This window comes from Simplicispira sp. (assembly GCF_028687295.1).
GTDB lineage: Bacteria > Pseudomonadota > Gammaproteobacteria > Burkholderiales > Burkholderiaceae_C > Simplicispira > Simplicispira metamorpha.
In genome coordinates this window covers 1-26,866 of the sequence record NZ_JAQUAL010000005.1, presented here as the reverse complement: position 1 = coordinate 26,866, position 26,866 = coordinate 1, and the positions used below count along the sequence as shown (strand labels likewise).

Below are 26,866 nucleotides of genomic sequence, written 5' to 3'. Positions count from 1 at the left end.
AGAATGAATTTACTTGTGAACGTGATTTTGGCAGCACAGATTTTGACCGCCTTGGGCATGATCGGTTTGATTCTGATCCAGCATGGCAAAGGTGCTGACATGGGGGCGGCTTTTGGCAGTGGCAGTTCGGGCAGTCTGTTTGGCGCCAGCGGAAGCGCCAACTTCCTGTCGCGCACTACTGCAGTGCTGGCGGCCGTGTTTTTTGTCTGTACGCTGGCGTTGGCCTATTTTGGTAGCGCCCGTCCGCAAAGCACAGGCAGTGTGTTGGAGACAGTGGCGCCCGTGGTGGTGCCAGACGCTGGTTCGGCTGCGGCTATTCCGGGCAATGTGGCGCCAGCTGCGGTTCCTGCCTCTGGTGCCGCAGAGATTCCCGCCAAATAAACCTGCGCAATCATTTTTTGACAATGTATCAAGGTATAATCGCGGACTGTCTGGAAAGCAAAAAAGTTCCTCAAGCCATCCAGGCAACGCGATAGCCGTCGTGGTGAAATTGGTAGACACGCTATCTTGAGGGGGTAGTGGCGAAAGCTGTGCGAGTTCGAGTCTCGCCGACGGCACCAAACAAAAAAACAAGCTCATGCCCATGTGCCATTTTCTGGTCATGGTGCATGCAGTTACAGCGGTGAGCACATCCACAAGATGAACCTCGATCAATATCTCCCCGTTCTATTGTTCATCTTGGTAGGCATAGCGGTCGGTGTCGTGCCGCTGGCGCTGGGATATATCTTGGGGCCCAACAGGCCCGATCCCCAAAAAAATTCCCCTTATGAATGCGGCTTCGAAGCTTTCGAAGATGCCCGCATGAAGTTCGATGTGCGCTACTACCTGGTTGCCATCCTCTTTATTCTTTTTGATCTTGAAATCGCCTTCCTGATTCCCTGGGCTGTGTCGCTGCAGGAGGTTGGGGTGACTGGTTTTGTCGCTGTGATTATCTTTCTGGCCGTTCTGGTTGTGGGTTTTGCCTACGAGTGGAAAAAAGGTGCGCTGGATTGGGAATGATCAGGTTTGAGCGGGGATTGACACAATGATTGAAGGCGTGATGAAAGAAGGCTTCGTCACCACGAGTTACGACTCTGTGGTGAATTGGGCCAAAACCGGCTCTTTGTGGCCCATGACCTTTGGTCTGGCGTGCTGTGCTGTGGAAATGATGCACGCAGCAGCTGCACGTTATGACATCGGTCGATTTGGTGCCGAGGTCTTTCGTGCTAGTCCACGCCAGTCTGATTTGATGATTGTTGCGGGAACCTTGTGCAACAAGATGGCGCCCGCTTTGCGCAAGGTGTATGACCAGATGTCGGAGCCGCGCTGGGTTTTGTCCATGGGGTCGTGCGCCAATGGCGGTGGTTATTACCACTACAGCTATTCAGTCGTGCGCGGTTGTGATCGTATTGTGCCTGTGGATGTGTATGTGCCTGGTTGCCCTCCAACGGCTGAGGCGCTGATCTACGGCATTATCCAGTTGCAGCAAAAAATACGTCGCACCAATACCATTGCGCGCGCTTGAGGTGGTGTCATGACAAACGTAGCTATCAGCCCTGAAAACCTCAAAAATGCCATTGCCCAAGCCTTGGGCGAGAAAGTGCGCGCAGTCAAGGTGGCTTTGGATGAGGTAACTATTGAAGTTGCTGCAAAGCATTATCTGGAAGCCATGCGCATTTTGCGTGAGGCGCCAGGTTGCCGTTTTGAACAGCTGATTGATTTGTGTGGAGTAGATTATTCTGCCTACAAAGATCGTGAGCAAGAAGGGTTGCGTTACTGTGTGGTTTCGCACTTGCTTTCTGTGAGTTTGAATCAGCGTTTGCGCGTCAAAGTATTTTGTCCGGATGATGATTTTCCAGTTGTTGCGTCGCTGACCACTTTGTGGGAAGGCGCTGGCTGGTTTGAGCGCGAGGCCTTTGATTTGTTTGGCATCGTATTTGATGGTCACGGCGATCTGCGTCGCATTTTGACGGACTACGGTTTCATTGGGCATCCTTTCCGTAAAGACTTTCCGTTGTCCGGTAATGTTGAAATGCGTTACGACGCTGACCAGCGTCGTGTGATTTATGAGCCGGTAACGATTGAGCCGCGTGAAGTCACGCCACGCATCATCCGTGAAGATAAATACGGAGGCCTGCACTAAGGCGCTTTGTGCCTTCTCTGGTGAAACATGGCTGAAATCAAAAATTATTCTCTGAACTTTGGTCCCCAGCATCCGGCTGCGCACGGTGTGCTGCGCTTGGTGTTGGAGCTTGATGGTGAGGTGGTTCAGCGTGCTGATCCGCACATTGGTCTGTTGCACCGTGCTACCGAAAAATTGGCTGAACACAAGACCTTTATCCAATCGCTTCCTTATATGGATCGGTTGGATTACGTGTCGATGATGTGCAATGAGCATGCCTATTGCCTGGCAATCGAGAAGTTGCTGGGCATTGAGGTTCCGGTTCGCGCGCAGTACATCCGTGTGATGTTTGCTGAAATCACTCGTCTGCTGAATCACTTGATGTGGCTTGGTTCGCACGGGAACGACTGCGGCAGCTCCACCATCTTGATCTACACTTTCCGTGAGCGTGAAGATCTGTTTGACATGTATGAGGCAGTGTCTGGCGCACGCATGCATGCTGCTTACTTCCGTCCAGGCGGCGTGTATCGCGACCTGCCTGACAGCATGCCCCAGTACAAGGCAAGCAAGGTGCGCAATGCCAAATCGTTGGAAGAGCGCAATCAGAACCGTAAGGGTTCTTTGCTTGATTTTATTGATGATTTCACACAGCGCTTTCCAGCTTGTGTGGATGAGTATGAAACCTTGTTGACAGAAAACCGTATCTGGAAGCAGCGTACGGTGGGTATTGGTGTGGTTCAGCCTGAACGCGCCATCAATCTGGGTATGACAGGCCCTATGTTGCGTGGCTCTGGTATTGCCTGGGATTTGCGCAAGGCGCAGCCCTATGATGTTTATGATCGCCTCGATTTTGATATCCCTGTGGGCGAAACCGGCGATTGCTATGACCGCTATTTGGTACGCGTTCAGGAAATGCGCCAGTCCAATCGCATCATCAAGCAATGCGTAGATTGGTTGCGTGCCAATCCTGGCCCTGTTATTACCGATAACCATAAGGTTGCGCCACCCAGCCGTGAATCCATGAAGTCGAACATGGAGGAGTTGATCCACCACTTCAAGTTGTTCACGGAAGGATTTCATGTGCCAGAAGGTGAAGCTTACGCTGCGGTAGAGCATCCCAAAGGCGAGTTTGGCATTTATCTGGTAAGCGATGGTGCCAATAAGCCCTATCGTTTGAAAATTCGAGCGCCTGGTTTTGTGCATTTGTCGGCATTAGATGAAATGTCGCGTGGTCATATGTTGGCAGACGTTGTTGCCATTATTGGCACGATGGATATCGTGTTCGGAGAAATTGACCGATGATTTCTGAAGCGACCAAGGCGCGTTTTGCGCGGGAAGTGGCCAAATACCCAGCCGAGCAAAAGCAATCGGCTGTTATGGCTTGTCTGGCCATTGTTCAGCAAGAGCAAGGCCATGTCAGTGAAGCCAGTGAGGCAGTGATTGCCGAGTATCTCGGTATGCCCCAAATTGCTGTCCATGAGGTCACTACCTTCTACAACATGTACAACCAGCAAGCAGTAGGAAAATACAAGCTGGCTGTGTGTACCAATTTGCCATGTCTTTTGCGCGATGGGGCTAAGGCATTGGAGCATCTTGAACAAAAACTCGGTGTTTCCATGGGGCAAACCACTGCTGATGGATTATTTACCTTACAACAGTGTGAATGCCTCGGCGCTTGCGCCGATGCGCCGGTAATGTTGGTGAATGATCGGAATATGTGCAGTTTTATGGGCCATGAAAAGCTCGATCAGCTGGTCGATGCTTTGCGTGCAGCGGAGGAAAAGAAATGAGCAGTTCTGCCCAAATCCTCGCCCAATTCCAATCAGCCGGAATAGAAACCTGTTTTCATGGTCGGCATATTGACCCACAAATCTATGCCGATCTGAATGGTTCTAACTGGACTCTGAAAGATTACGAAGCGCGTGGTGGTTACCAAGCTTTGCGCTCTATATTGGGAAAAGATGGCGGCGAAGGGCTGACCCAAGACCAAGTGATTGCCAGTGTCAAGGAGTCTGGCTTGCGCGGTCGTGGCGGTGCCGGCTTCCCCACGGGACTGAAGTGGAGCTTTATGCCCCGTCAGTTTCCAGGTCAAAAGTATTTGGTCTGCAATTCCGACGAAGGTGAGCCGGGGACTTGCAAAGACCGCGACATTTTGATGTTCAACCCCCATATCGTGATCGAGGGGATGATCATTGCCGCTTATGCCATGGGTATTTCAGTGGGTTATAACTATATCCACGGTGAAATCTTCCAAGTTTATGAGCGTTTTGAAGCTGCCTTGGAAGAGGCGCGCGCTGCCGGTTACTTGGGTGATTCTATTTTAGGCAGTGCCTTCAGTTTCCAACTGCATGCCCACCATGGCTTTGGTGCCTACATTTGTGGAGAAGAAACTGCACTGCTGGAATCTCTGGAAGGTAAAAAAGGCCAGCCGCGCTTCAAGCCGCCTTTTCCTGCTAGTTTTGGGTTGTATGGCAAACCCACCACGATCAACAACACCGAAACTTTTGCTGCGGTTCCCTGGATTATTCGCAACGGTGGGGCTGCCTACTTGGCATGTGGTAAGCCGAATAACGGTGGTACAAAAATTTATTCCGTCAGTGGGGATGTGGAGAGGCCTGGCAACTACGAAGTTCCCATGGGAACTCCTTTCGCCAAGTTGCTGGAGCTGGCTGGTGGTGTCCGTACAGGGCGTCAGCTCAAAGCGGTCATCCCCGGTGGCTCCTCGTCGCCTGTTCTGCCTGCATCCATCATCATGGAATGCACCATGGACTACGATTCGATTGCCAAGGCTGGTTCCATGCTGGGTTCGGGTGCCGTGATCGTCATGGATGACAGCCGTTGCATGGTGGAGTCGCTCAAGCGTCTGTCTTATTTTTATATGCATGAGTCTTGTGGCCAGTGCACACCATGTCGTGAAGGTACTGGTTGGCTTTGGCGTCTGGTGGATCGAATTCACCGCGGTGAAGGGCGTCCGCAAGATATGGATGTGCTGGACTCTGTGGCCAGCAATATCATGGGCCGAACCATCTGTGCTTTGGGTGATGCTGCAGCCATGCCCGTGCGAGCCATGATCAAGCATTTCAGGCCTGAGTTTGAGGCGCTGATCCAGAAGAATGTTTCCCAGGCCGTGGCCTCTGCCTGATCGTGAGAAAAGCATATGGTTGAAATTGAACTTGACGGTCAGAAGGTGGAAATCGCTGAAGGTTGCATGGTGATGCATGCTGCTGAAAAAGCGGGCACCTACATACCGCATTTTTGTTATCACAAAAAGCTATCTATCGCTGCCAATTGCCGCATGTGTCTGGTAGAGGTAGAAAAGGCACCCAAACCGATGCCTGCCTGTGCCACGCCTGTCACCCAAGGTATGGTCGTCCGCACCAAAAGTGATAAGGCGATACAGGCTCAAAAATCCGTGATGGAGTTTTTGCTCATCAACCATCCGCTGGATTGCCCTATATGTGATCAGGGTGGTGAGTGCCAGTTACAGGATTTGGCCGTGGGTTACGGCGGCACTTCTTCGCGCTACGAAGAAGAAAAACGTGTGGTGTTTCATAAGGATGTCGGCCCTCTTATCTCCATGGAGGAAATGAGTCGCTGCATTCATTGCACCCGTTGCGTGCGATTTGGTCAGGAAGTGGCTGGCGTCATGGAGTTGGGGATGATTCACCGTGGTGAGCATTCCGAAATCACCACTGTGACCGGCGACACCATCGATTCCGAGTTGTCGGGCAACATGATTGATATTTGCCCTGTGGGTGCTTTGACCAGCAAGCCATTTCGCTACAGCGCTCGTACCTGGGAGCTGTCCCGTCGCAAGTCGATCAGTCCCCATGACTCGACGGGTGCTAATCTGGTGGTGCAAGTCAAAAACCACAAGGTCATGCGTGTTTTGCCTTTCGAAAATGAAGACGTCAACGAATGCTGGATTGCTGACCGTGATCGCTTCTCGTATGAAGCCCTGAATAGTGCTGAGCGTCTGACGCGCCCCATGCTTAAGCAAGGAGGTGTCTGGAGTGAAGTGGATTGGCAGACCGCGCTCGAATACATCGCCAACGGTTTGCAGCAAATCAAGAAAGACCACGGTGCCAACAAGATCGGTGCCTTGGTCAGCCCTCACAGTACGCTGGAAGAGTTGTACTTGGCGCGTGCTCTGGTGCAAGGCTTGGGTAGCAACAACATCGACTATCGTCTGCGCAATGCAGAATTCGCCACCCAGCACGGCGTAAATTGGTTGGGCTGCTCCATTGCTTCTTTGTCCGCTTTGCAATCGGTTTTGGTGGTTGGATCCAACCTCCGCAAAGACCATCCTTTGTTTGCGCAGCGTGTGCGCCAAGCTGCACGCAAAGGTGCGGTGGTCACTGCTATTGATTCGGTTGTGCGTGACTGGGCTATGCCGGTGGCCCATACGCTAGTGGCACAGTCCAATGCGTGGGTGCAAGCCTTGGCAGATGTGGCCGCTGCTGTGGCACAGGCCAAAGGTGTTGTTGCACCGCAGCCTCAAGGACAGGCTGGCGAAGTGGCACAAGCCATTGCCCAAGCACTGTTGAGCGGTGAACGCAAAGCCGTTTTGCTCGGTAATGCCGCCGCTCACCATGCGCAAGCTTCCAACTTGTTGGCTTTGGCGCAATGGATTGGTGAGAATACAGGCGCTACAGTGGGGTACCTTACGGAGGCTGCCAATACTGTGGGAGCGCAGTGGGTGGGTGCGATGCCCACCGCAGAGGGTCTGAATGCCGCGCAAATGCTGGCCGGTGGACTGCGCTGCGCGCTGTTGCTGAATACCGAGCCTCAGTGGGACAGTGCTGTTGGCGCGCAGGCTGTAGCAGCGCTGGGCAAAGTCGACATGGTGATCACCATGAGCCCATTCAAGGCCAATATGGAATTCAGCGATGTGTTGTTGCCCATTGCCCCGTTCACAGAAACCTCCGGCAGTTTTATCAATGCGGAAGGTCGCGTGCAAAGCTTCCATGCCGTGGTCAAGCCTCTGGGTGAAACCCGTCCTGGCTGGAAAGTTCTGCGGGTATTGGGTAACTTGCTCGGTTTGTCGAATTTCGATTTTGAAACATCGCAGGAAATTTTGACCAAATCGGTCAATGTACCTTCTGGCGGGTTGTTAGACATGTCCACACGGCGTGTTCAGGCGCAGACTCTCACATCGCCTGCACAAGCCGGTGAACCTGTGGTGGCGTCGATTTACCAACTCGATGGCATAGTTCGCCGAGCCACCTCATTGCAGTTGACGGCAGATGCACGCTTGGCATCTGGGGAGGTGCCAGCATGATTGATGCAATCTACAACGGTGGTCTGGGTTTGGTGTCCCAGGGATGGTGGAGCGCTGCCGTCTGGCCAGTGCTCTGGATATTGATCAAGATTGTTGTCATCTTGCTGCCTCTGATGGGGGCGGTGGCTTATCTCACGCTCTGGGAGCGTAAGCTTTTGGGTTTCATGCAGGTGCGCCATGGTCCCAACCGGGTGGGGCCTTTGGGTTTATTGCAACCCATTGCCGATGCTGTCAAGTTGCTGACCAAAGAAATCATCCAACCTTCTGCTGCCAGCAAAGGTTTGTTCATCCTCGGCCCAGTAATGGCTATCATGCCTGCTTTGGCAGCCTGGGTGGTAATTCCATTTGGCCCGGATGTGGCACTGACCAATGTCAACGTCGGTATTTTGCTGATGATGGCCATTACTTCGATTGAAGTCTATGGTGTGATTATTGCGGGGTGGGCGTCCAACTCCAAATATGCGTTTCTTGGTGCCATGCGCGCATCAGCGCAGATGGTGAGCTATGAAATTGCCATGGGCTTTTGCTTCTTGGTAGTCATCATGGTCACTGGCAGCATGAACTTGACGGCGGTGGTGATGAGCCAAGCTTCTGGCACGGCTGCTAGCTATGGTTTGAATTTCTTGTCCTGGAATTGGTTGCCACTGCTGCCGATTTTCATCGTGTATCTAATTTCTGGCGTCGCCGAAGTTAACCGCCATCCATTCGACGTGGTTGAAGGCGAAGCAGAGATCGTTGCTGGTCACATGGTTGAGTATTCAGGCATGGGTTTTGCCATCTTCTTTCTGGCTGAATATGCCAGCATGTGGCTGGTGTCCATTCTGGCGGTGCTGATGTTCCTGGGGGGCTGGCTCTCGCCTGTGGCAGCGCTTGACTTCATTCCCGGCTGGATCTGGCTGGGTATCAAGACATTCGTGGTGGTATCCATGTTTATCTGGATTCGCGCTACTTTCCCGCGCTTTCGCTATGACCAGATCATGCGTTTGGGCTGGAAAATCTTTATTCCGGTCACTTTGGTGTGGCTGGTGCTGGTCGGGGGCTGGTTGCACTCGCCGTGGAACATCTGGAAATGAGCGGGGATACACAAATGGCTGCTGTTGCTGCTGCATCCTTTTCCATCAAGGATTTTTTCAAAAGCTTCATGCTGGTGGAGCTGATCAAGGGGATGACCTTGACCGGGCGCTATGCCTTCCGCCGCAAAGTAACGGTGCAGTTTCCAGAGGAAAAAACACCGTTGTCGCCACGTTTCCGGGGTCTGCACGCCTTGCGCCGCTATGAAAATGGCGAAGAGCGTTGCATTGCCTGCAAACTCTGCGAGGCTGTCTGTCCTGCGACAGCTATCACTATCGAGTCGGATGTTCGCGAAGACGGTTCGCGCCGTACCACCCGCTACGACATCGATCTCACCAAGTGCATTTTTTGTGGATTTTGTGAGGAAAGCTGTCCAGTGGATTCGATCGTCGAAACGCAAATTCTCGAATACCACGGGGAAAAGCGTGGCGATTTGTATTTCACCAAGGACATGTTGTTGGCCGTGGGTGACCGCTACGAAGGCGAAATCGCTGCAGCCAAGGCAGCGGACGCCAAATACCGCTGATATTGCGCGTGCATTGACGCCTGACCTCTTACAAAGAACTGACTCATGGACGCCAAGACTGGTTTTTTCTATCTATTCTCGGTAGTGCTGCTGTATGCGGCCTTTCGGGTCGTTACTGCCCGCAATCCAGTGCATGCCGTTTTGCATTTGATGTTGGCTTTTTCGCAGGCTGCCGGTGTGTGGTTGCTGCTCAAAGCCGAGTTTCTGGCCATCGTCCTGGTGCTGGTGTACCTGGGTGCCGTCATGGTGCTTTTCATGTTCGTCGTCATGATGCTAGACATCAGAGAAGATGCGCTGCGACAAGGTTTTTGGAAGCATTTCCCACTGGCCGCCACCATGGGTGTGCTGATTGCACTTGAAATGGCTGCGATATTGATGGGTGGCTTTGGTGGCATGGATGAGCCTAAAGCATTGGCCGTTGTTCTGGATGCTGCCGGTAATGTGGTGCCTTACTCCAATGCCAAGGCACTTGGCCAGTTGATGTACACCAAATATCTTTATCCCGTAGAAATTGCTTCGGTGATTTTGCTGGTGGGTATGGTCGCTGCCATTGCATTGACCCTGCGCCGTCGGAAAGACAGCAAGGCTATTGATCCAGCGCTACAGGTGCGTGTGCGTTCTGCGGACCGTGTGCGCCTTGTAAAAGTGACGGCTACACAAAAAGCGGCAGCTGATAGTGTTGTCGTCTCTGCTGGTGAGGAGAAAAAGGCATGACATTGACTCTGGGGCATTTTCTTTCACTTGGAGCAATGCTGTTTGCTTTGGCAGTGATCGGTATATTTTTGAATCGCAAGAATCTGATCGTCTTGCTCATGGCCATTGAACTGATGTTGTTGGCTGTCAATATGAACTTCGTTGCGTTCTCCCATTACCTGGGCGATATGCATGGACAGGTTTTTGTGTTTTTCATTCTGACCGTCGCTGCTGCTGAGTCGGCTATTGGCTTGGCCATCTTGGTGCTGCTGTTCCGCAATAAGTCCAATATCGACGCGGACACCCTCGACACCCTCCGCGGTTGATCCGACGGACATGCAAGGTTCTCCACAATGAGTCAAACCCTTTCTGCTTCAACGCTTCTGGCTGTTCCGCTGGCGCCGCTGGCGGGCGCTTTGCTCGCCGGTATTTTCGGTACGGCATTTGGTGGCAACTGGATTGGCCGCCGCGTCTCGCACACGCTCACCATCGCTGGTGTTTTGGTGGCATTCATCCTGTCTGCCATGACGCTTCAGAGCGTTGCCATGGATGGTGCCCGCTTCAATGAAACCCTCTACACCTGGATGGTGGTGGGTGGTTTCAAGATGGAAGTGGGCTTTATGGTCGATAGCCTGACAGCGATGATGATGTGCGTAGTGACCTTCGTGTCATTGATGGTGCATATCTACACCATTGGCTACATGGAAGAGGACGAAGGCTATAACCGCTTCTTCTCTTACATCTCGCTGTTTACCTTTTCCATGCTCATGCTGGTCATGAGCAACAATCTGCTACAGCTTTTCTTCGGTTGGGAGGCTGTGGGTCTGGTTTCCTATCTGCTGATCGGTTTCTGGTTCAACAAACCATCGGCTATTTTTGCCAACATGAAAGCGTTTTTGGTCAACCGTATTGGTGACTTTGGCTTCATCTTGGGTATTGGCCTGATTGCTGCCTATACCGGCACTCTCAATTACACCGAACTCTTTGGCCAGACCGGCGCCTTGGGTGCTTTGACCTTCCCAGGCACCGACTGGATGTTGATCACGGTCATCTGTATCTGTCTGTTCATCGGCGCTATGGGCAAGAGCGCGCAGTTTCCGCTGCACGTCTGGTTGCCCGACTCGATGGAAGGCCCCACACCCATTTCCGCGCTGATCCACGCTGCCACCATGGTGACGGCAGGCATTTTCATGGTGGCGCGCATGTCGCCACTGTTTGAGTTGTCGGATACGGCTTTGAACTTCATTCTGGTGATTGGCGCTATTACCGCTTTGTTCATGGGTTTCCTGGGCATCATCCAGAACGACATCAAGCGCGTGGTGGCTTATTCCACCCTGTCGCAGCTCGGTTACATGACCGTGGCGTTGGGTGCATCAGCATACTCGGTGGCTGTCTTTCACCTGATGACGCACGCTTTCTTCAAGGCTTTGCTGTTCCTGGGGGCTGGTTCGGTCATTATGGGAATGCACCACAATCAGGACATCCGCTGGATGGGCGCTGTGCGTAAGTACATGCCTATCACCTGGATTACTTCGTTGCTTGGTTCGCTGGCACTGATCGGTACACCGCTGTTCTCGGGCTTCTATTCCAAAGACAGCATCATTGAGGCTGTTCATTTCAGTAACTTGCCTGCCGCTGGTTTTGCACACTTTGCCGTCCTGGCGGGTGTCTTTGTGACGGCTTTTTATTCGTTCCGCATGTATTTTCTGGTGTTCCACGGCAAAGAGCGTTACGACCAGAATCCTGATGCACACCACCACCACGACGATCATGGTCATGGTGACCACCACGATGCCAAGCCGCACGAATCTCCTTGGGTGGTGACGGTTCCATTGGTGTTGTTGGCGATTCCTTCGGTCGTGATCGGTTTCATGACCATCCAGCCCATGCTGTTTGGTGACTTCTTCAAAGGCGTGATTTTTGTCGATCCCGTCAAGCACCCTGCCATGGCCAAACTGGCAGAGATTTTCCATGGCCCCATGGCCATGGCCACGCACGGTCTGATGACAGCGCCGTTCTGGCTGGCACTGGCTGGTGTAGCCTTGTCCTACTACATGTACATGGTGAATCCAGCTTTGCCTGCTGCCATCAAGAGAACCTTCATGCCGGTGTTCACCCTGCTTGAAAACAAGTACTACCTGGATTGGATCAACGAAAACATCCTGGCGCGCGGTGCCCGTGCTTTGGGCGTGGGTTTGTGGAAGGGTGGTGACCAGGCAGTGATTGATGGCACGCTCGTCAATGGCTCCTGGAAGCTGGTGGGATGGATTGCAGGGCTGGTTCGCCGCATGCAGACGGGGTATGTGTACCACTATGCATTGGTCATGCTTCTGGGCATTTTTGTCCTGATGACCTGGTTTGTCTGGCTCAACAAGTAGGAGAAAAACAAAAATGGGTTTGTTGAGTCTTGCCATCTGGACGCCAATCGCGTTTGGTGCGCTGCTGCTGGCTTTGGGGCGTGAGAGCCAGGTTCAGGCTGTTCGCTGGTTGGCCCTGATTGGTTCGCTGATCGGGTTTGCTGTTACTTTGCCGTTGTACGAAGGTTTCAAACTGGGCACTGCTGCGATGCAGTTTGTCGAAAAGGCCCCCTGGATTGAGAGCTTCAATATCTTCTACCACCTTGGGGTAGACGGCATTTCCTTCTGGTTTGTCCCCCTGACTGCTTTCATCACGGTCATCGTGGTGATTGCCTCCTGGGAGTCCATCACCGAGCGCGTCAACCAGTACATGGGGGCGTTCCTGATCCTGTCGGGTTTGATGATCGGTGTATTCAGCGCGCTTGATGGCATGCTGTTTTACGTGTTCTTTGAGGCCACGCTGATACCGATGTACCTCATCATCGGTATCTGGGGCGGTCCGAACCGGATCTATGCAGCGTTCAAGTTTTTCCTGTACACGCTGCTGGGCTCTTTGCTGATGCTGATTGCCCTGATCTACCTGTACCACCAGTCGGGTGGCAGCTTTGATATCGCCGCTTGGCACAAACTGCCATTGGATGCGCGCGCGCAGACGTTGCTGTTCTTTGCGTTCTTTGCTGCTTTTGCTGTCAAGGTGCCCATGTGGCCAGTACACACCTGGCTGCCTGACGTACACGTCGAGGCGCCCACTGGCGGCTCTGCCGTACTGGCTGCCATCATGCTGAAGCTGGGTGCGTATGGTTTCCTGCGTTTCTCTATGCCCATTGCCCCCGATGCTTCGCGTGAGTGGGCCTGGCTGATGATTACGCTGTCCCTGGTGGCCGTGCTCTACGTCGGTTTGGTGGCCATGGTGCAAAAAGACATGAAGAAGCTGGTGGCTTACTCGTCTGTGGCGCACATGGGCTTTGTCACCTTGGGCTTCTTTGTCTTCAACGACCTCGGTGTATCCGGAGGCTTGGTGCAAATGATTGCCCACGGCTTTGTCTCTGGCGCCATGTTCCTGTCGATTGGCGTGCTCTACGACCGCATGCACTCGCGTGAAATCGCCGACTACGGCGGCGTGGTCAACACCATGCCCAAGTTTGCTGCCTTTGCGCTGCTGTTCACCATGGCCAATTGCGGCCTGCCCGGAACTGCCGGTTTCGTGGGCGAGTGGATGGTGATCCTGGCTGCCGTCAAGGCCAATTTCTGGATTGGTCTGGCCGCTGCCACCGCATTGATCTGGGGTGCCGCTTACAGCCTCTGGATGTTCAAGCGTGTGTACTTGGGTCCCGTGGGCAATGAAAACGTGAAAGCCTTGCTCGACATCGGCCGCCGCGAGTTCTTCATCATGGCCGTGCTGGCCGTGGCAGTGCTGTATATGGGTGTGTACCCTCGCCCCTTCACGGACGTGATGGACGCTTCTGTGGCCGAGCTGCTCAAGCATGTGGCACTGACCAAGCTCAACTGACCAGACTGAATTGAGAGACCCGAGATGATTGACAACATCAGTTGGCTAGCCATTTACCCAGAGATTCTGCTGTTGGTCATGACCTGCGTGATTGCGCTGGTAGATCTGGGTGTGACCAGTGCCCGGCGCACGCCCACCTACGTCCTGACCCTGCTGACGCTGGCGGTGGTGGCCGTGCTCCAAGGCGTGTATGCCAGCAGCGGCAACACCTTTTATGGCTTTGGCAACATGGTGGTCAGTGACCCCATGGGAAACTGGCTCAAGTGTTTTGCTACCGTGGCCATGATGGTCACGCTGATCTATGGCCGCCCTTACGCTGCCGACCGTGACATGCTGCGCGGTGGTGAGCTCTTCACCCTGGGCATGTTCTCGTTGCTGGGCATGTTCATCATGATCGGCGGCAACAACTTTCTGGTGATTTACCTGGGCCTGGAATTGCTCACCCTGTCAGGTTATGCGCTGGTGGCACTGCGCCGTGACCACGCCACAGCCACAGAAGCAGCCATGAAGTACTTTGTACTGGGCGCCATGGCCAGCGGCTTTCTGCTGTATGGCCTGTCGATGGTGTACGGTGCCACAGGTTCGCTGGACATCGGTGAGGTCTTCAAGGCTGTGAACTCCGGTCAGATTCGCCACCAGGTGCTGGTGTTTGGCGTGGTGTTCATCGTGGCGGGCCTGGGCTTCAAACTGGGCGCTGCGCCATTCCACATGTGGGTTCCCGACGTGTACCAGGGTGCCCCCACTGTGGTCACACTGATGATCGGTGGCGCGCCCAAGTTGGCTGCTTTTGCCATCGTCATGCGCTTGCTGGTGGATGGCTTGCTGCCGTTGGCCATTGACTGGCAGCAAATGCTGGCCGTGCTGGCGATTGCCTCGCTGCTGGTCGGTAACTTGGCCGCCATTGCACAAACCAACCTCAAGCGCATGCTGGCGTACTCGACCATCTCGCAAATGGGTTTTGTATTGCTGGGTTTGCTCTCTGGCGTGATCAACGGCAACGTCGAAGCCTCGACCATCCAGGGCGCCTACAGCGCTTCCATGTTCTACGTGGTCACTTATGTGCTGACCACGCTGGCTGCCTTTGGCGTCATCCTGCTGCTGGCCCGCGAAGGGTTCGAGAGCGAAGAAATTGCCGACATGGCTGGCCTCAACCAGCGCAGCCCGCTGTATGCAGGTGTGTTGGCAGTGTGCTTGTTCTCCATGGCCGGTATTCCTCCGCTGGTGGGTTTCTATGCCAAGCTGGCAGTGTTGCAGTCGCTGATGGCATCGGGCCAGGGCTTGTACATTGCGCTGGCCGTGTTTGCGGTGGTCATGTCGCTGATTGGCGCTTTCTACTACCTGCGCGTGGTCAAGGTCATGTACTTTGATGCGCCGCTCACCGCCACCCGGGTGTCCGCTTCGCTGGAAGTGCGCGTGGTGCTGACGCTCAACGGCGCTCTGGTGCTGGTGCTGGGCATTCTGCCCGGTGGCTTGATGGCTTTGTGTGCCGATGCCATCGTGCGTTCGCTGGCCACCTGATACATCTGCCTGCCTCGTGTCCCAAACTGCTTCCATCTGGATGGTGATCGTGGCGGCTTGCATTGCCGCTAACTTGCCCTTTGTCAACCAGCGCCTGCTGGCGGCGGGGCCTGCGCTGGCATCGCACAAAAGCCTGTGGCTGCGTTTGTTGGAGCTGGTGGTGCTGTACTTTGTGGTCGGTACTTTTGCCCTGCTGCTGGAACAGCGTGCCGGGCAAATTGCCCCCCAAGGCTGGGAGTTCTACGCCATCACCGGCACGCTGTTTGTGACGCTGGCTTTTCCGGGCTTTGTCTACCGCTACCTGGTGCGTCACCGTGGCGCCTGAAAATTGTCAGCGCCTGACCGTTGATGCGCTATGAAAGTGCTTGATCTGTGTTGCCAGAACGACCACACCTTTGAGGGCTGGTTTGGCAGTGAAGCAGATTTCCAAGACCAGCACCAGCGTGGCCTGTTGCAGTGCCCATTGTGTGGTGACTCCCAGGTGCGCAAGGTGCTGAGTGCGCCGCGCATTCAGCGCAGTGCCCGGACGGTCAGTGCACAAGAACCTGTACTGCCCGCCGCGTCCACTCCTTTGCCCGCATCTGCCGCGGGTGGCGCTGACCATTCTGTGGCCTCGTTGCAGGCAGCGTGGCTGGAGGTGGCGCGCAAGATTGTTGCCCAAACCGAAGACGTTGGCGCGCACTTTGCCGATGAGGCGCGGCGCATGCACCACGGTGAGGTGCCTGAGCGCGCTATCCGCGGCCAAGCCAGCCGCGAAGAAACTGTGCAGTTGCTCGACGAAGGCATTGCCGTTTTACCCTTGCCCGGCATCGCTACCAAAACCTTGCATTAACCGCTTGCAAGGCAGCAGGCAGGGCGCTAAATGCTTCTTTTTTGATAGCTGCTTGCGCCCGACTGGTAAGCTTTAGGGCCACTTTTTGTTCTGAATTGCAGGCTGTGTCCATCCGTTACGTGGCCCATTGCAGCGCCGCCAGCCGCGCGTACACGCCATCCTGTGCTAGCAATTGGGCGTGGCTCCCTTGTTCCACGATGCACCCGTGCTCCAGCACCACGATGCGATCGGCGTTTTGCACTGTGGCCAGCCGGTGGGCGATGACCAAGGTGGTACGCAAACCACTGTGGCGTTGCAGTGCCGCGTCCAGCGCTGCCTGCACCATGCGCTCGCTCTCGGCATCGAGGGCGCTGGTGGCTTCGTCCAGCAGCAAGAGCAGCGGGTTTTTCAGCAGTGCGCGGGCAATGGCAATGCGCTGGCGTTGCCCGCCCGACAGGCGCACGCCGCGCTCGCCCAGGAAGGTGGCGTAGCCCTCGGGAAGTGCCTGCAAAAAATCGTGGGCAAAGGCCTCCTTGGCAGCAGCGATGACTTCGGCGTCTGTGGCGTCGGGGCGACCATAGCGGATGTTGTCCAGCGCACTGGCTGAGAAGATCACTGCATCCTGCGGTACTGTGCCGATCTGGCGGCGCACTTCGGGCAGCGCCAGTTCGCGCACATCCACGCCGTTGAGGTAAATGCCCTGGCCCGAACCCGGGGCGTTGTCCACATCGTAAAAGCGCTGTAGCAGCTGGAACACGGTGGTTTTGCCCGCCCCGCTGGTACCCACCAGGGCCACGGTTTCGCCGGGCTCCAGCGCCAAAGTGACGTTGTGCAAGGCCATGTGACCGGGGCGGGAAGGGTAGTGAAAATCCACTGCGTTCAGGCGCACGGCCAGGCCCCGGCCCGTGTCAGGCAGTGCGCGCGGTTGCGCAGGCGATGCCACGGGCGATGCGCTGTCCAGCAGTTCCATCAGTCGCTCGGTGGCACCGGCGGCGCGCAGCAAGTCGCCATACACCTCGCCCAGAACGGCCACGGCACCGGCCAGCAGCATCACGTACAGCACCGTCTGCCCCAGGTGCCCGGCGCTGGTCTGGCCAGCCAGCACCGCCTGTGTGCCCTGGTACAGACCCCACAGCAGCAGCGCCGCGTTGGCAATGATGATGAAAGCCACCAGCAGCGCCCGTGTGCGGGTGCGGCGCACGGCGGTGTCAAACGCGGCCTGCGTGGCCTGGGCAAAGCGTGCCCCTTCGCGCGGCTCGGCGGTGTAGCTTTGCACCACGCTGACGGCATTGAGCACCTCGGCGGCCAGGGCGCTGGAGTCGGCCACCCGATCCTGGCTGGCGCGCGAGAGGCGGCGCACGCGCCGACCTATCCACATGCCCGGCAGTACCACCAGCACCAGCATCAGCAGCACGATGGCCATGGCGCGTGGATTGGTCCAGACCAGCATGGCCAGCGCCCCCACGGCCATGACCGCATTGCGCAGCCCCATCGACAGCGACGAGCCCACCACGGTTTGCACCAGCGTGGTGTCGGTGGTCAGGCGCGAGAGCACTTCGCCGGTCTGCGTGGTTTCAAAAAACTGTGGGCTTTGTTGCAGCACATGGGCGTACACGGCATTGCGCAGGTCGGCAGTGACGCGCTCGCCCAGCCAGCTCACCAGGTAAAAGCGCGCGGCAGAAAAAATGCCCAACGCCACTGCAATGGCCAGCAGCAGGCCAAAGTGCTGGCGCAGTGCCAGCGTGGCCGCGCCTGCGTTGTCCGCATTGCCCGCGCCTGCGCTGCCTGCGCCCAGGCCCGTGTCAATCAGTGTGCGCAGCGCCCACGGAAAAGCCAGTGTGGCCAGCGCCGCCAGCAGCAAAAACAACCCGGCTACTGCGATACGCCAGCGGTAGGGGCGCAGAAAAGGCAGCAGTCCGGTGAGTGAGCGCGGCGCGCCACGCGCCGGTGTAGAAGCGGAAGGGGAAGAGGCCATGGTCGCAGTGTAGGGCTTGTGCCTTGGCCGTTTCGTGGTGTTTTTGATAGCTGCTAGCGCACATCCTGTAAGGCTTAGAGCGGTTTTTGGCTTGTAAATCGGGCCATGCCCGGTGCAGGCCATCGCCACTGCCATCGGGGGGTAGTTTTCCCTTAGGCATTAATACATAGGCGTTAGCCCCAGTGCTTGCAGGAAGGGTGCGCCCTAGGATGCGATGCAGCAAAGCACCTGCGAGGGCGCGCCATCGGGGCGCGTTTTGTTGATTTACACGGAGCGGCCAAGGCGCAATGAGCGACGTCATACTTGAAACCCAGCACCTGACCAAAGAGTTCAAGGGCTTTACCGCGGTCAGCGACGTGACACTGTCGGTGCGCCGGGGCTCCATCCATGCCCTGATCGGCCCCAACGGTGCAGGCAAAACCACCTGCTTCAATCTGCTGACCAAGTTTCTGGAGCCCACCTCGGGCACCATCCGCTTCAACGGCCACGACATCACCCGCGAGGCACCGGCGCAGATTGCCCGCCGGGGCGTGATCCGTTCGTTCCAGATATCGGCGGTGTTTCCGCACCTGACCTTGATAGAGAACGTGCGCATCGGCTTGCAGCGCAAGTTGGGCACAGCGTTCCATTTCTGGCGCAGCGAACGCAGCCTGCGCCAACTCGATGAGCGCGCCATGCAGCTGCTCACTGAAGTGGGCCTGGAAGACCTGGCCGACGAGCTCACCGTCAACCTGCCCTATGGCCGCAAGCGCGCGCTGGAGATTGCCACCACGCTGGCCATGGAGCCCGAACTCATGCTGCTGGACGAGCCCACGCAGGGCATGGGCCACGAGGACGTGGACCGCGTCACGCAGCTCATCAAGAAAGTCTCTGCTGGGCGCACCATTTTGATGGTCGAGCACAACATGAAAGTCATCTCCACCATCGCCGACCGCATCACCGTGTTGCAGCGCGGCGCTGTGCTGGCCGAAGGCGCCTACGCCGAGGTGTCGAGCAACCCGCAGGTCATGGAAGCGTACATGGGCACCACCGATGGCCAATTGCAGGGAGCACACTGACATGGCCACTGTATCTGCCAACACCCCCGCGCTGGAGATCACCAACCTGCAAGCCTGGTACGGCGAGTCGCATGTGCTGCACGGCGTGGATATCGTGGTGCATCCTGGCGAGGTGGTCACGCTGCTGGGCCGCAACGGCGCAGGCCGCACCACCACGATGCGCGCCATCATGGGACTGACGGGCGCGCGCAAGGGCTCCGTCAAGATCAATGGTGTGGAAACCGTGGGCATGGCCACGCACCGCATTGCCCACCTGGGCGTGGGCTACTGCCCGGAAGAGCGGGGCATCTTCTCCAGCCTGTCGTGCGAAGAGAACCTGCTGCTGCCGCCCCTGCTCAAGACGGGCACGCCCGGCATGAGCGTGGACGAGATTTACGCCATGTTTCCCAACCTGGCCGAGCGCCGCCACAGCCAGGGTACGCGCCTGTCGGGCGGCGAGCAGCAAATGCTGGCCGTGGCGCGCATCCTGCGCACGGGCGCCAAGCTGCTGCTGCTGGACGAAATCTCCGAAGGACTGGCGCCCGTCATCGTGCAGGCGCTGGCCCGCATGATCACCACGCTGCGCCAGCGCGGTTACACGGTGGTCATGGTGGAACAGAACTTCCGCTTTGCTGCGCCGCTGGCCGACCGCTTCTATGTGATGGAGCATGGCCGCATCGTCGAGCGCTTTGGCGCCAGCGAGCTGGCAGAAAAAATGCCCGTGCTCAACGAACTGCTGGGCGTTTGAGCCGCACGGCGGCATTGCTTCTTCTTCATTTTTCACCACGACAACAGGAGACATCCATGAAAAACAAACTTACCGTGCTGGCCATGATGCTGGGCGCCGCAGGTCTGGCCGCGCCGCTGGCCCATGCCCAGGAGAAGGTCAAGATCGGTTTCATCACCGACATGTCCAGCCTGTATTCGGACGTGGATGGCAAAAACGGTGCCCTGGCCATCCAGATGGCCATCGACGACTTTGGCGGCAAGGTCAACGGCAAGTCCATCGAGTTGCTGTCAGCCGACCACCAGAACAAGGCCGACATCGCCGCCACCAAGGCGCGCGAGTGGATTGACACCCAGGGCCTGACCATGCTCTTTGGTGGCACCAACTCGGGCACGGCGCTGGCCATGGCCCAGATCGCCAACGAGAAAAAGCGCGTCTTCATGGTCAATGGTGCAGGTGGCTCGGCACTGACCAACGAGCAATGCACCCCCTACACCGTTCACTACGCCTATGACACCGTGGCGCTGGCCAAGGGCACCGCAGGCGCTTTGGTCGATCAGGGCGGCAAGAGCTGGTTCTTCCTGACCGCCGACTACGCCTTTGGCCAACTGCTGGAGCGCGATGCCGCTGCCGTGGTCAAGAGCAAGGGCGGCACCGTGGCCGGGGCGGTGCGCCACCCGCTCAATGCGTCGGACTTCTCCTCTTTCCTGCTCCAGGCGCAAAACTCCAAGGCCCAGGTGCTGGGCCTGGCCAATGCGGGCGGCGACACCATCAACGCCATCAAGGCGGCCAAAGAGTTTGGCGTGGGCAAGAGCATGAAGATGGCAGGCCTGCTGGTGTTCATCACCGATGTCCACAGCCTGGGCCTGAAAAACACCGAAGGCTTGCTGCTGACCACCAGCTGGGACTGGAACCTGAACGACCAGACGCGCGCTTTTGGCAAGAAGTTCTTTGAGAAAACCAAGCGCATGCCTACGGACATCCAGGCTGCCAACTACTCGGCCACCATGAACTACCTCAAGGCGTTGCAGGCCACCAAGACCGAAGACGCCGACAAGGTCATGGCCTACCTCAAGAGCACGCCGCTGGACGACTTTTATGCCAAAGGCACCATCCGACCCGATGGCCGCTACGTGCACGACATGTACCTGATGCAGGTCAAGTCCCCCGCCGAGTCCAAGCAGCCCTGGGATTACTACAAGGTCGTCACCAAGCTGCCCGGCGACCAGGTTTTCACCACCAAGGCCGAGAGCAAGTGCGCTCTCTGGAAATAAGCCCTTGACCTGACACACCCTTACCCTCTGCCGCCTCCCATGGAAATTTTTGGTGTCTCCTTGCCGGCCATGCTCAGCCAGCTCCTTCTGGGGCTGGTCAATGGCTCGTTTTACGCAATCCTCAGCCTCGGGCTGGCCGTGATTTTTGGCCTGCTCAACGTCATCAACTTTGCGCACGGTGCGCTGTTCATGATGGGGGCGGTGATTACCTGGATGGCCATGAATTACCTGGGCATCGGCTACTGGTGGATGCTGGTGCTGGCGCCGCTGGTGGTGGGGGTGTTCGGGGTGGTCATCGAGCGCCTGCTCTTGCGCTGGATCTACAAACTCGATCACCTCTATGGCCTGCTGCTCACGCTGGGCCTGACGCTGCTGATTGAGGGGCTGTTTCGCTCGTTCTACGGCGTCTCGGGCCTGGGCTACGACACGCCCGAGCTGCTCGAAGGCGCCACCAACCTGGGCTTCATGATGCTGCCCAACTACCGTGCCTGGGTGGTGGTGGTGTCGATTGTGGTGTGCATTGCCACCTGGTACGTGATCGAAAAAACCAAACTGGGCGCCTACCTGCGCGCCGGTACGGAAAACCCCCGCCTGGTGGAGGCCTTCGGCATCAACGTGCCGGTGATGATTACGCTGACCTACGCCTTTGGCGCGGCGCTGGCGGCCTTTGCGGGCGTGCTGGCTGCGCCGGTGTACCAGGTCTCGCCGCTGATGGGGCAGAACCTCATCATCGTGGTGTTTGCCGTGGTGGTGATCGGTGGCATGGGCTCGATCATGGGCTCCATCCTCACCGGTCTGGGCCTGGGCATCGTCGAGGGGTTCACCAAGGTGTTTTACCCCGAAGCGTCTTCCACCGTGGTGTTTGTCATCATGGTCATCGTTCTCCTGATCCGCCCCGCCGGCCTGTTCGGCAAAGAGAAATAAGGGGCCGCCAACATGAATCCCAAGAACCTCTCCGCACTGGGCTACGGCCTGCTGTTCATCGCTTTGCTGGCAGCGCCGCTGCTGGGTGCCTACCCGGTGTTTGTGATGAAGCTCATGTGCTTCGCGCTCTTTGCCTCGGCGTTCAACCTGCTGCTGGGTTACACCGGCATGCTGTCGTTTGGCCATGCCGCTTTTCTGGGCGGCGCTGCCTACGCGGCCGGGCATTCCATCAAGGTGTGGGGCTTTACCCCGGAAGTGGGCTTGCTGCTGGGCACCGCCAGCGGTGCGCTGCTGGGCCTGATCGTGGGTTTTTTCGCCATCCGCCGCCAGGGCATTTACTCCACCATGATCACGCTGGCGCTGGCACAGATGCTGTTTTTCGTCTGCTTGCAGGCGCCCTTCACCGGTGGTGAAGACGGGTTGCAGGGCGTGCCACGCGGCAAATTGTTCGGTCTGATCGATCTGCAAAACGACCTGGCCATGTACTACGTGGTGCTGGCCGTGGTGACGGCGGCCTTTTTGCTCATTGTGCGCACCATCCATTCTCCGTATGGCCAGGTGCTCAAGGCCATCAAAGAGAACGAGCCGCGCGCCATCTCGCTGGGCTACGACACCAACCGCTTCAAGCTGCTGGCCTTTGTGCTGTCGGCGGCGCTGGCCGGGCTGGCCGGTTCGCTCAAGACGCTGGTGCTGGGCTTTGCCACGCTCAGCGATGTCCACTGGAGTGCCTCGGGCCATGTGGTGCTGATGACGCTGGTGGGGGGGCTGGGCACCTTGTCAGGGCCGCTGGTGGGCTCTGCCGTGGTGGTGCTGCTGGAAAACAAGATTGGCGACCTGGGCGAGCTGTTGGCCAACGTCTCGGGCATCGCATGGTTCCAGACCCTGGGCGAGTCGGTCACCATCGTCACGGGGCTGATCTTCGTGGTCTGTGTGCTGGCTTTCCGGCGCGGCATCATGGGTGAGCTGATCGCCTGGCTGACGCGCCTGCGGGCCGGCAAAAAAGCCTGAGCCATGGCCCAGGGGCGGCCCCACGCGCCACGGGGCGCCGCCGCTGGGCACGCCTTCATAGCCGCAGTGCGGCGGCGTAACCTGTCATCTCCAGGTAGCCCGAGCCCACCACCGGGCCTGCATTCTGGCCTGTGCCCGCTGTGTGCAGCGCGCACAGGCCCTCCCAGTAAATAGCGCCGGTGGAGCCCCGGCTGTCCAGCTCCTGGTTGTCGAGCAGGGCCTGCACGGCAAAGGCCCCGGCGGGTGTGTCCACCCGCCACTGCACCGGGTAGCGGGTGCCGCCCAGCGGGCTGCGCCACCAGCGCAGTGGCGTGAACTGCACTTCGGTGGCGGCAAAAATCCGTGCTGCTTGGCCCGGTGCCCGCCACGAGCCGCCTGCCCACAGTGCCGAACCATCGGCGCGCCGCAGCCGAAAGGCCGTCAGTGCGCTGCCATCGTGCAGGTTCATGCCTATCCAGTCCCAGCCGGTGGCCTCGGGGTGCAGCAGGGCCTGGCTGGCCTCGTGGTCCAGCCAGGCGCGGTTGTCGCCGCTGGAAGCGGGCGCCTCTATGGCCAGGCGCTGCCCGCCCAGCACCAGGCTGCCGCGCACGGCCAGCTGCGGCTGGCTGTAGTAGTAGCTGGCCTGCGCGGCGTCTGGCCCTTTGCGCGACAGGCCCTGCTGGCCTTGCAGCAGCAGCGGCTGCGTGGTGTCGCATTCCAGATTGAGCGCAAAACCGGTGGCGGTGATCTGCGCGGTGTAGCGGCTGCCGGTGAGGGGGGCTGCGCTTGCACTGGCACTGGTGCCCGTGCCGTGGTCGGTACTGTTCCTGCTGGCGTTGGCAACTGCACCTGCCAGATCGGTGCGCCGCAGCGACCAGTCTTGCAGGCGGATGTCGGTGTCGGCCTCGCTGGCGCGTGCTACGCCAAAGCCGGCACGGGCGATGCGCTGGTCGTGGTAGAGCTTGCCCGCGCGCAGGTCGGTCAGTGCGGCATGGGCAAACAGCAATTGCTTGGCGGCAAACGCCGATTGCATGCCCTGGGCCACATCCACCCGCGAGCGAAAAAACGTTACCTGAAACCCCCAGCGTTGCCCGGCTGCCTGCACCTGTCCGGTGATGTACCACCACTCGGTGCGCAGGTCGGGGTGGCTGCCAAAGTCGCGCGGAAACTGCAAGGGCCGCAGCGGCAGGGCCTGGGCACCAGGCACTGCGCTGGCGGCGTACCCCCCCGCCGCCAGTGCCAGCCAGTGCCGGCGCGACAAGGTGGGTGCAGTGGAGAAGGCCGATAAAGGTGCGGGTGTGGTGGGCCAGTTTTTCATCATTACCAATCTTCTTTGACTGCCAGCACCGCATCGCGCCCGGCGGCGGCGCGGCCAGCGAGCCAGGCGGTCAGCGTGCCGCACAGCACCACGGCCACGGCCAGCGCCAGCAGGCGCAGCAAGGGCAGGCGCAGCTCCATCGTCCAGTGAAAGCTCTGCGGATTGACCACATGTACCAGCACCACGGCCACCGCCGTGCCCAGCAGCACGCCCGCCACGGCGCCCGCACCCGTCCAGGCAGCGCCTTCGCCCGCCACCACGGTGAGGATTTGCCGCCGTGTCAGGCCCAGGTGCGCCAGCAGGCCGAACTCTTTGCGCCGCGCCAGTACCTGGGCGCTGAAGCTGGCGGCCACGCCGAACAAACCGATGCCAATGGCCACCGCCTGCAGCCAGTAAGTGACGGCAAAGCTGCGGTCGAAAATTTGCAGCGAACGGGTGCGGATGGCCTGCGCGGTGCCAAATTCCAGCAGCGGTGCATCTGCGCCTGCGCTGGTGGTCTCGGTGCCTGTGCTCGTCGCTGCCCCTGTTCGTCGCGATTCGGCCTGCGCCAGCGCTTCAATGGTTTGCTGCAAGGTGGCCAGGTCGGCATCGCTGGTGCCCGTGTCGTCCGGGCGGCTGCTGCCCGCGCCGGTGCCACTGCTGCGCGGCCAGATGACCAGGTCGTTGGCGTAGCCGTCGCCCGTCAGGCGGATGTAGTCAGCCGCATCCATGGCCACGGCCCCGGTCTGGCGGGCATAGTCACGCCACACGCCTGCTACAAAAAACGGAGCTGTTTGCGCTTTCTGTGATTGGCTTTGCGCCATAAAAGCCTTGGAAAGAGCGGGCAGTGTCTGGCCCGGCGCTGCACCCCACAGCGCGGCCATGGCTTCGCTGGCATACACGGCGATATGGCCCGGCGGCACGGGCAGGGCTGGCGCCACCAGTGCCAGCGTGCGCGCGGGCTCAGGGCCCAGGGGGCGTGCCAGCAGTGTGATGGCCGGGCGGTCTGGGGCCAGCAGCAAGTTCACCACCCGCGTGCCTTGTACCCGCTCCACGCCGGGCAATTGCGCGATGCGCTGCAACAGCGCCGGGCTGAACACCGGGGCATCGGTGCCCGTGCTGGTGGCACTGCGCGCGTACAGCGGGGCGGGCAGCACGGCGTCCAGCCAGTCGATCACGGAGCCGCGAAAGCTGGTCACCATCACCGTGAGCGCTACGGCCAGACTCAGGCTGGCCACCACGCCGCCCACGGCCACGGCGGCGCTGTGCTGGGTGCGCCGCGCGCGCTCCAGGGCCAGCAGCGCCAGCAGGTGCGGTGCAGTGCCCGGGTGGTACCAGCGCAGCCCCCAGGCCACGCCCCAGGGCAGCAGCGCAATGCCGCCGACCAGCAGCAGGGCAATCGACACATACGCTGCCAAAGGTATGCCAAAAACGGTTGGAACGTAGGCCAGCAAAGCGCTGGCAGCTATCAAAACCATACCGGGCCAGGCCGCTGGTGTACCCATGCTGCCCTGGCCCAGGCCCTTGAGGGTTTGCGCGGGCGGCAGCGCCTGCGCCGCCCGCGCGGGCCACCAGCCGCCCAGCAGCGCTGCCCCCACGCCCAGGCCGCCGTACAGCAGCGCTGCTGCCCAGCTCCATTGCAGCGCGGGCTGTGTCCCGGTGAAATAACCACCGCCCAGGTCGCCCCCCAGCAGGCGCAGCGCCAGCGCTGCCAGCGCCGTGCCCAGCGCAATGCCCGCAGCGCTGCCCACCAGCCCCAGCACCAGCGATTCGGCCAGCACCAGTTGCAGGCGCTGGCGCGGCGTGGCGCCCAGCACCGCCAGCAGGGCAAAAGCGCTGGCACGCTGCGCCACGCTCAGCGCCAGCACCGAAAACACCAAAAAAGCCCCGGTAAACAGCGCCACCAGCGCCAACACCGTCAGGTTGACGCGGTAGGCGCGCGTGAGGTTGCCCACGCTCTGGGCCGCATCACCGGGCTCGGCCCAGAGCACGTTGGCGGGCCAGCCGGGCGTGGCTTGGAGCGCCTGCTGCACTGCCTCGGGCACGCTGCCCGGTTGCCATTGCAGGTCGATGCGGGTGAGTTGGCCTGCGCGCCCGAACAGGTCTTGTGCGGCGCCAATGTCCATCACCGCCAGCGGTGCGCCCGGTGCGGCAATGCTGCCCGCCACGCGCACCCGCACGCGCTGTAACCCGGTCTGCAACAGCAGCAGTGGCGTTTGCGTGGGCTGGCTGGAGACGCCCAGCGCCTGCATCGCCGCTGCGTTGAGAAACACCGTGGCCGGGGCAAACAGCGCCCAGCGGTCTGCTGGCAGGCTGGAAAACGCCTGCGGCATCCAGGCCGGGGCTGTGGCGGGCAGCAGCAAGGCATCGGCGCCGATGATGCGCAGCGGGGTGCTGGCCGGTGTGGTCGTAGTGGTGGACTGGGCGGGTGCAGCGTCGGTATCGGGCGCAGGGGGCGCGGCAGAGGCTGGGCCATAGTGCGCTGCGCCATCAGCGGGCAGCGCCTGTGCCAGCACCGACAGCTCCAGCACCGGGCTGGCGCGCGCCACCTGCGCGTGCGTGGCCACACGCTCGTACACCGATTCGCTGAAATGGCCTTGCACCGCGCGCAACTGCACATCGGGCTGGCCGCTGACGTTGCGCACCGCCTGGGCAAACTCATCCAGTGCCGAGGCGTTGATGGTGTGTACGGCAAACGCCAGCGCCACCCCCAGCATCACGGCGCAGGCGGCGGCGGCGCTGCGCCAGGGGTGGTGGCGCAGCTCTTGCAGCGACCA

At 58.9% G+C, this 26,866-nt stretch carries 25 protein-coding genes and 1 tRNA gene; 23 read left to right on the top strand and 3 right to left on the bottom strand.

All coding sequences use genetic code 11. The features are described from left to right. Positions 1-3 precede the first annotated feature (3 nt). The 18 genes from secG (at position 4) to PHX69_RS01230 (ending at position 15,889) form a co-directional block, all read left to right on the top strand. A complete protein-coding gene (gene secG, locus PHX69_RS01315) occupies positions 4-381 on the top strand; it encodes a preprotein translocase subunit SecG (RefSeq protein WP_288041986.1) in 378 nt (125 codons plus the stop codon). A 94-nt stretch (positions 382-475) separates the two neighbouring features. Further along, positions 476-560: transfer RNA gene (locus PHX69_RS01310), tRNA-Leu, on the top strand. A gap of 79 nt (positions 561-639) precedes the next feature. After that, complete coding sequence (locus PHX69_RS01305) at positions 640-999, top strand: NADH-quinone oxidoreductase subunit A (RefSeq protein WP_119011750.1); 360 nt, start codon at positions 640-642, stop codon at positions 997-999. Positions 1,000-1,024: 25 nt separating this feature from the next. Next, positions 1,025-1,504 (top strand): NuoB/complex I 20 kDa subunit family protein, encoded by a 480-nt coding sequence (locus PHX69_RS01300; RefSeq protein WP_119011751.1) that lies wholly within the window; start codon positions 1,025-1,027, stop codon positions 1,502-1,504. 9 nt (positions 1,505-1,513) lie between these two features. After that, on the top strand, positions 1,514-2,122 hold the full coding sequence (locus tag PHX69_RS01295) for an NADH-quinone oxidoreductase subunit C (RefSeq protein WP_119011752.1): 609 nt from the start codon (positions 1,514-1,516) through the stop codon (positions 2,120-2,122). A gap of 27 nt (positions 2,123-2,149) precedes the next feature. Continuing rightward, positions 2,150-3,403 carry an NADH-quinone oxidoreductase subunit D gene (locus PHX69_RS01290; RefSeq protein WP_119011753.1) on the top strand — a complete coding sequence of 418 codons (1,254 nt, stop codon included), beginning with the start codon at positions 2,150-2,152 and terminating at the stop codon, positions 3,401-3,403. Next, the gene (gene nuoE / locus PHX69_RS01285; RefSeq protein WP_119011754.1) at positions 3,400-3,891 is read left to right on the top strand and encodes an NADH-quinone oxidoreductase subunit NuoE; all 492 of its coding nucleotides are present in this window, start codon (positions 3,400-3,402) and stop codon (positions 3,889-3,891) included. Before PHX69_RS01290 ends, nuoE begins: the two co-directional genes overlap by 4 nt. Next, on the top strand, positions 3,888-5,243 hold the full coding sequence (gene nuoF, locus PHX69_RS01280; RefSeq protein ID WP_119011755.1) for an NADH-quinone oxidoreductase subunit NuoF: 1,356 nt from the start codon (positions 3,888-3,890) through the stop codon (positions 5,241-5,243). The genes nuoE and nuoF overlap by 4 nt, the downstream gene beginning before the upstream one ends. 15 nt (positions 5,244-5,258) lie before the next feature. Continuing rightward, positions 5,259-7,382: an NADH-quinone oxidoreductase subunit NuoG gene (gene nuoG, locus PHX69_RS01275; RefSeq protein ID WP_288041983.1), complete on the top strand. Its 2,124-nt coding sequence runs from the start codon at positions 5,259-5,261 to the stop codon at positions 7,380-7,382. Next, positions 7,379-8,455: an NADH-quinone oxidoreductase subunit NuoH gene (gene nuoH / locus PHX69_RS01270; protein ID WP_119011757.1), complete on the top strand. Its 1,077-nt coding sequence runs from the start codon at positions 7,379-7,381 to the stop codon at positions 8,453-8,455. Before nuoG ends, nuoH begins: the two co-directional genes overlap by 4 nt. Positions 8,456-8,469: 14 nt before the next feature. Beyond that, positions 8,470-8,979, top strand: coding sequence for an NADH-quinone oxidoreductase subunit NuoI (gene nuoI / locus PHX69_RS01265; protein WP_119011898.1), 510 nt, complete (start codon positions 8,470-8,472; stop codon positions 8,977-8,979). A 45-nt stretch (positions 8,980-9,024) separates the two neighbouring features. Continuing rightward, positions 9,025-9,693 carry an NADH-quinone oxidoreductase subunit J gene (locus tag PHX69_RS01260; protein WP_119011758.1) on the top strand — a complete coding sequence of 223 codons (669 nt, stop codon included), beginning with the start codon at positions 9,025-9,027 and terminating at the stop codon, positions 9,691-9,693. Continuing rightward, positions 9,690-9,998, top strand: coding sequence for an NADH-quinone oxidoreductase subunit NuoK (gene nuoK, locus PHX69_RS01255; protein WP_119011759.1), 309 nt, complete (start codon positions 9,690-9,692; stop codon positions 9,996-9,998). Before PHX69_RS01260 ends, nuoK begins: the two co-directional genes overlap by 4 nt. Positions 9,999-10,025: 27 nt before the next feature. Further along, positions 10,026-12,050, top strand: a complete 2,025-nt coding sequence (nuoL, locus tag PHX69_RS01250; RefSeq protein WP_288041981.1) for an NADH-quinone oxidoreductase subunit L — start codon at positions 10,026-10,028, stop codon at positions 12,048-12,050. Positions 12,051-12,063: 13 nt separating this feature from the next. Beyond that, a complete protein-coding gene (locus PHX69_RS01245; RefSeq protein ID WP_288041980.1) occupies positions 12,064-13,539 on the top strand; it encodes an NADH-quinone oxidoreductase subunit M in 1,476 nt (491 codons plus the stop codon). Between the two features lie 24 nt (positions 13,540-13,563). Further along, entirely contained in the window at positions 13,564-15,057 is a 1,494-nt protein-coding gene (gene nuoN / locus PHX69_RS01240; protein ID WP_119011762.1) for an NADH-quinone oxidoreductase subunit NuoN, read from the top strand. Between the two features lie 16 nt (positions 15,058-15,073). Next, positions 15,074-15,382, top strand: coding sequence for a DUF2818 family protein (locus PHX69_RS01235; RefSeq protein WP_119011763.1), 309 nt, complete (start codon positions 15,074-15,076; stop codon positions 15,380-15,382). 30 nt (positions 15,383-15,412) lie between these two features. After that, positions 15,413-15,889, top strand: coding sequence for a DUF1178 family protein (locus PHX69_RS01230; RefSeq protein WP_119011764.1), 477 nt, complete (start codon positions 15,413-15,415; stop codon positions 15,887-15,889). Between the two features lie 115 nt (positions 15,890-16,004). Here PHX69_RS01230 and PHX69_RS01225 read toward each other — a convergent pair whose 3' ends face one another. Then, positions 16,005-17,843: an ABC transporter transmembrane domain-containing protein gene (locus PHX69_RS01225; protein WP_288041975.1), complete on the bottom strand. Its 1,839-nt coding sequence runs from the start codon at positions 17,841-17,843 to the stop codon at positions 16,005-16,007. A 287-nt stretch (positions 17,844-18,130) separates the two neighbouring features. Between PHX69_RS01225 and PHX69_RS01220 the strand changes: the two genes are divergently transcribed. The 5 genes from PHX69_RS01220 to PHX69_RS01200 are packed head-to-tail and all read left to right on the top strand — an operon-like array spanning position 18,131 to position 22,813. Beyond that, positions 18,131-18,901 (top strand): ABC transporter ATP-binding protein, encoded by a 771-nt coding sequence (locus tag PHX69_RS01220; RefSeq protein WP_119011766.1) that lies wholly within the window; start codon positions 18,131-18,133, stop codon positions 18,899-18,901. A gap of 1 nt (position 18,902) precedes the next feature. Beyond that, positions 18,903-19,628, top strand: coding sequence for an ABC transporter ATP-binding protein (locus PHX69_RS01215; protein WP_288041972.1), 726 nt, complete (start codon positions 18,903-18,905; stop codon positions 19,626-19,628). A 56-nt stretch (positions 19,629-19,684) separates the two neighbouring features. After that, entirely contained in the window at positions 19,685-20,881 is a 1,197-nt protein-coding gene (locus PHX69_RS01210) for an ABC transporter substrate-binding protein (RefSeq protein ID WP_288041970.1), read from the top strand. Between the two features lie 39 nt (positions 20,882-20,920). Next, complete coding sequence (locus PHX69_RS01205) at positions 20,921-21,805, top strand: branched-chain amino acid ABC transporter permease (RefSeq protein WP_119011769.1); 885 nt, start codon at positions 20,921-20,923, stop codon at positions 21,803-21,805. 12 nt (positions 21,806-21,817) lie between these two features. Next, positions 21,818-22,813: a branched-chain amino acid ABC transporter permease gene (locus tag PHX69_RS01200; RefSeq protein WP_119011770.1), complete on the top strand. Its 996-nt coding sequence runs from the start codon at positions 21,818-21,820 to the stop codon at positions 22,811-22,813. A 55-nt stretch (positions 22,814-22,868) separates the two neighbouring features. On the opposite strand, the gene PHX69_RS01195 is transcribed toward PHX69_RS01200, so the two are convergent. Together PHX69_RS01195 and PHX69_RS01190 are read right to left on the bottom strand one after the other, a co-directional pair. Beyond that, positions 22,869-24,110: a lipocalin-like domain-containing protein gene (locus PHX69_RS01195; RefSeq protein ID WP_288041968.1), complete on the bottom strand. Its 1,242-nt coding sequence runs from the start codon at positions 24,108-24,110 to the stop codon at positions 22,869-22,871. A 2-nt stretch (positions 24,111-24,112) separates the two neighbouring features. Further along, a partial coding sequence (locus tag PHX69_RS01190; protein WP_288041966.1) for an ABC transporter permease occupies positions 24,113-26,866 on the bottom strand: 2,754 nt, incomplete at its 5' end.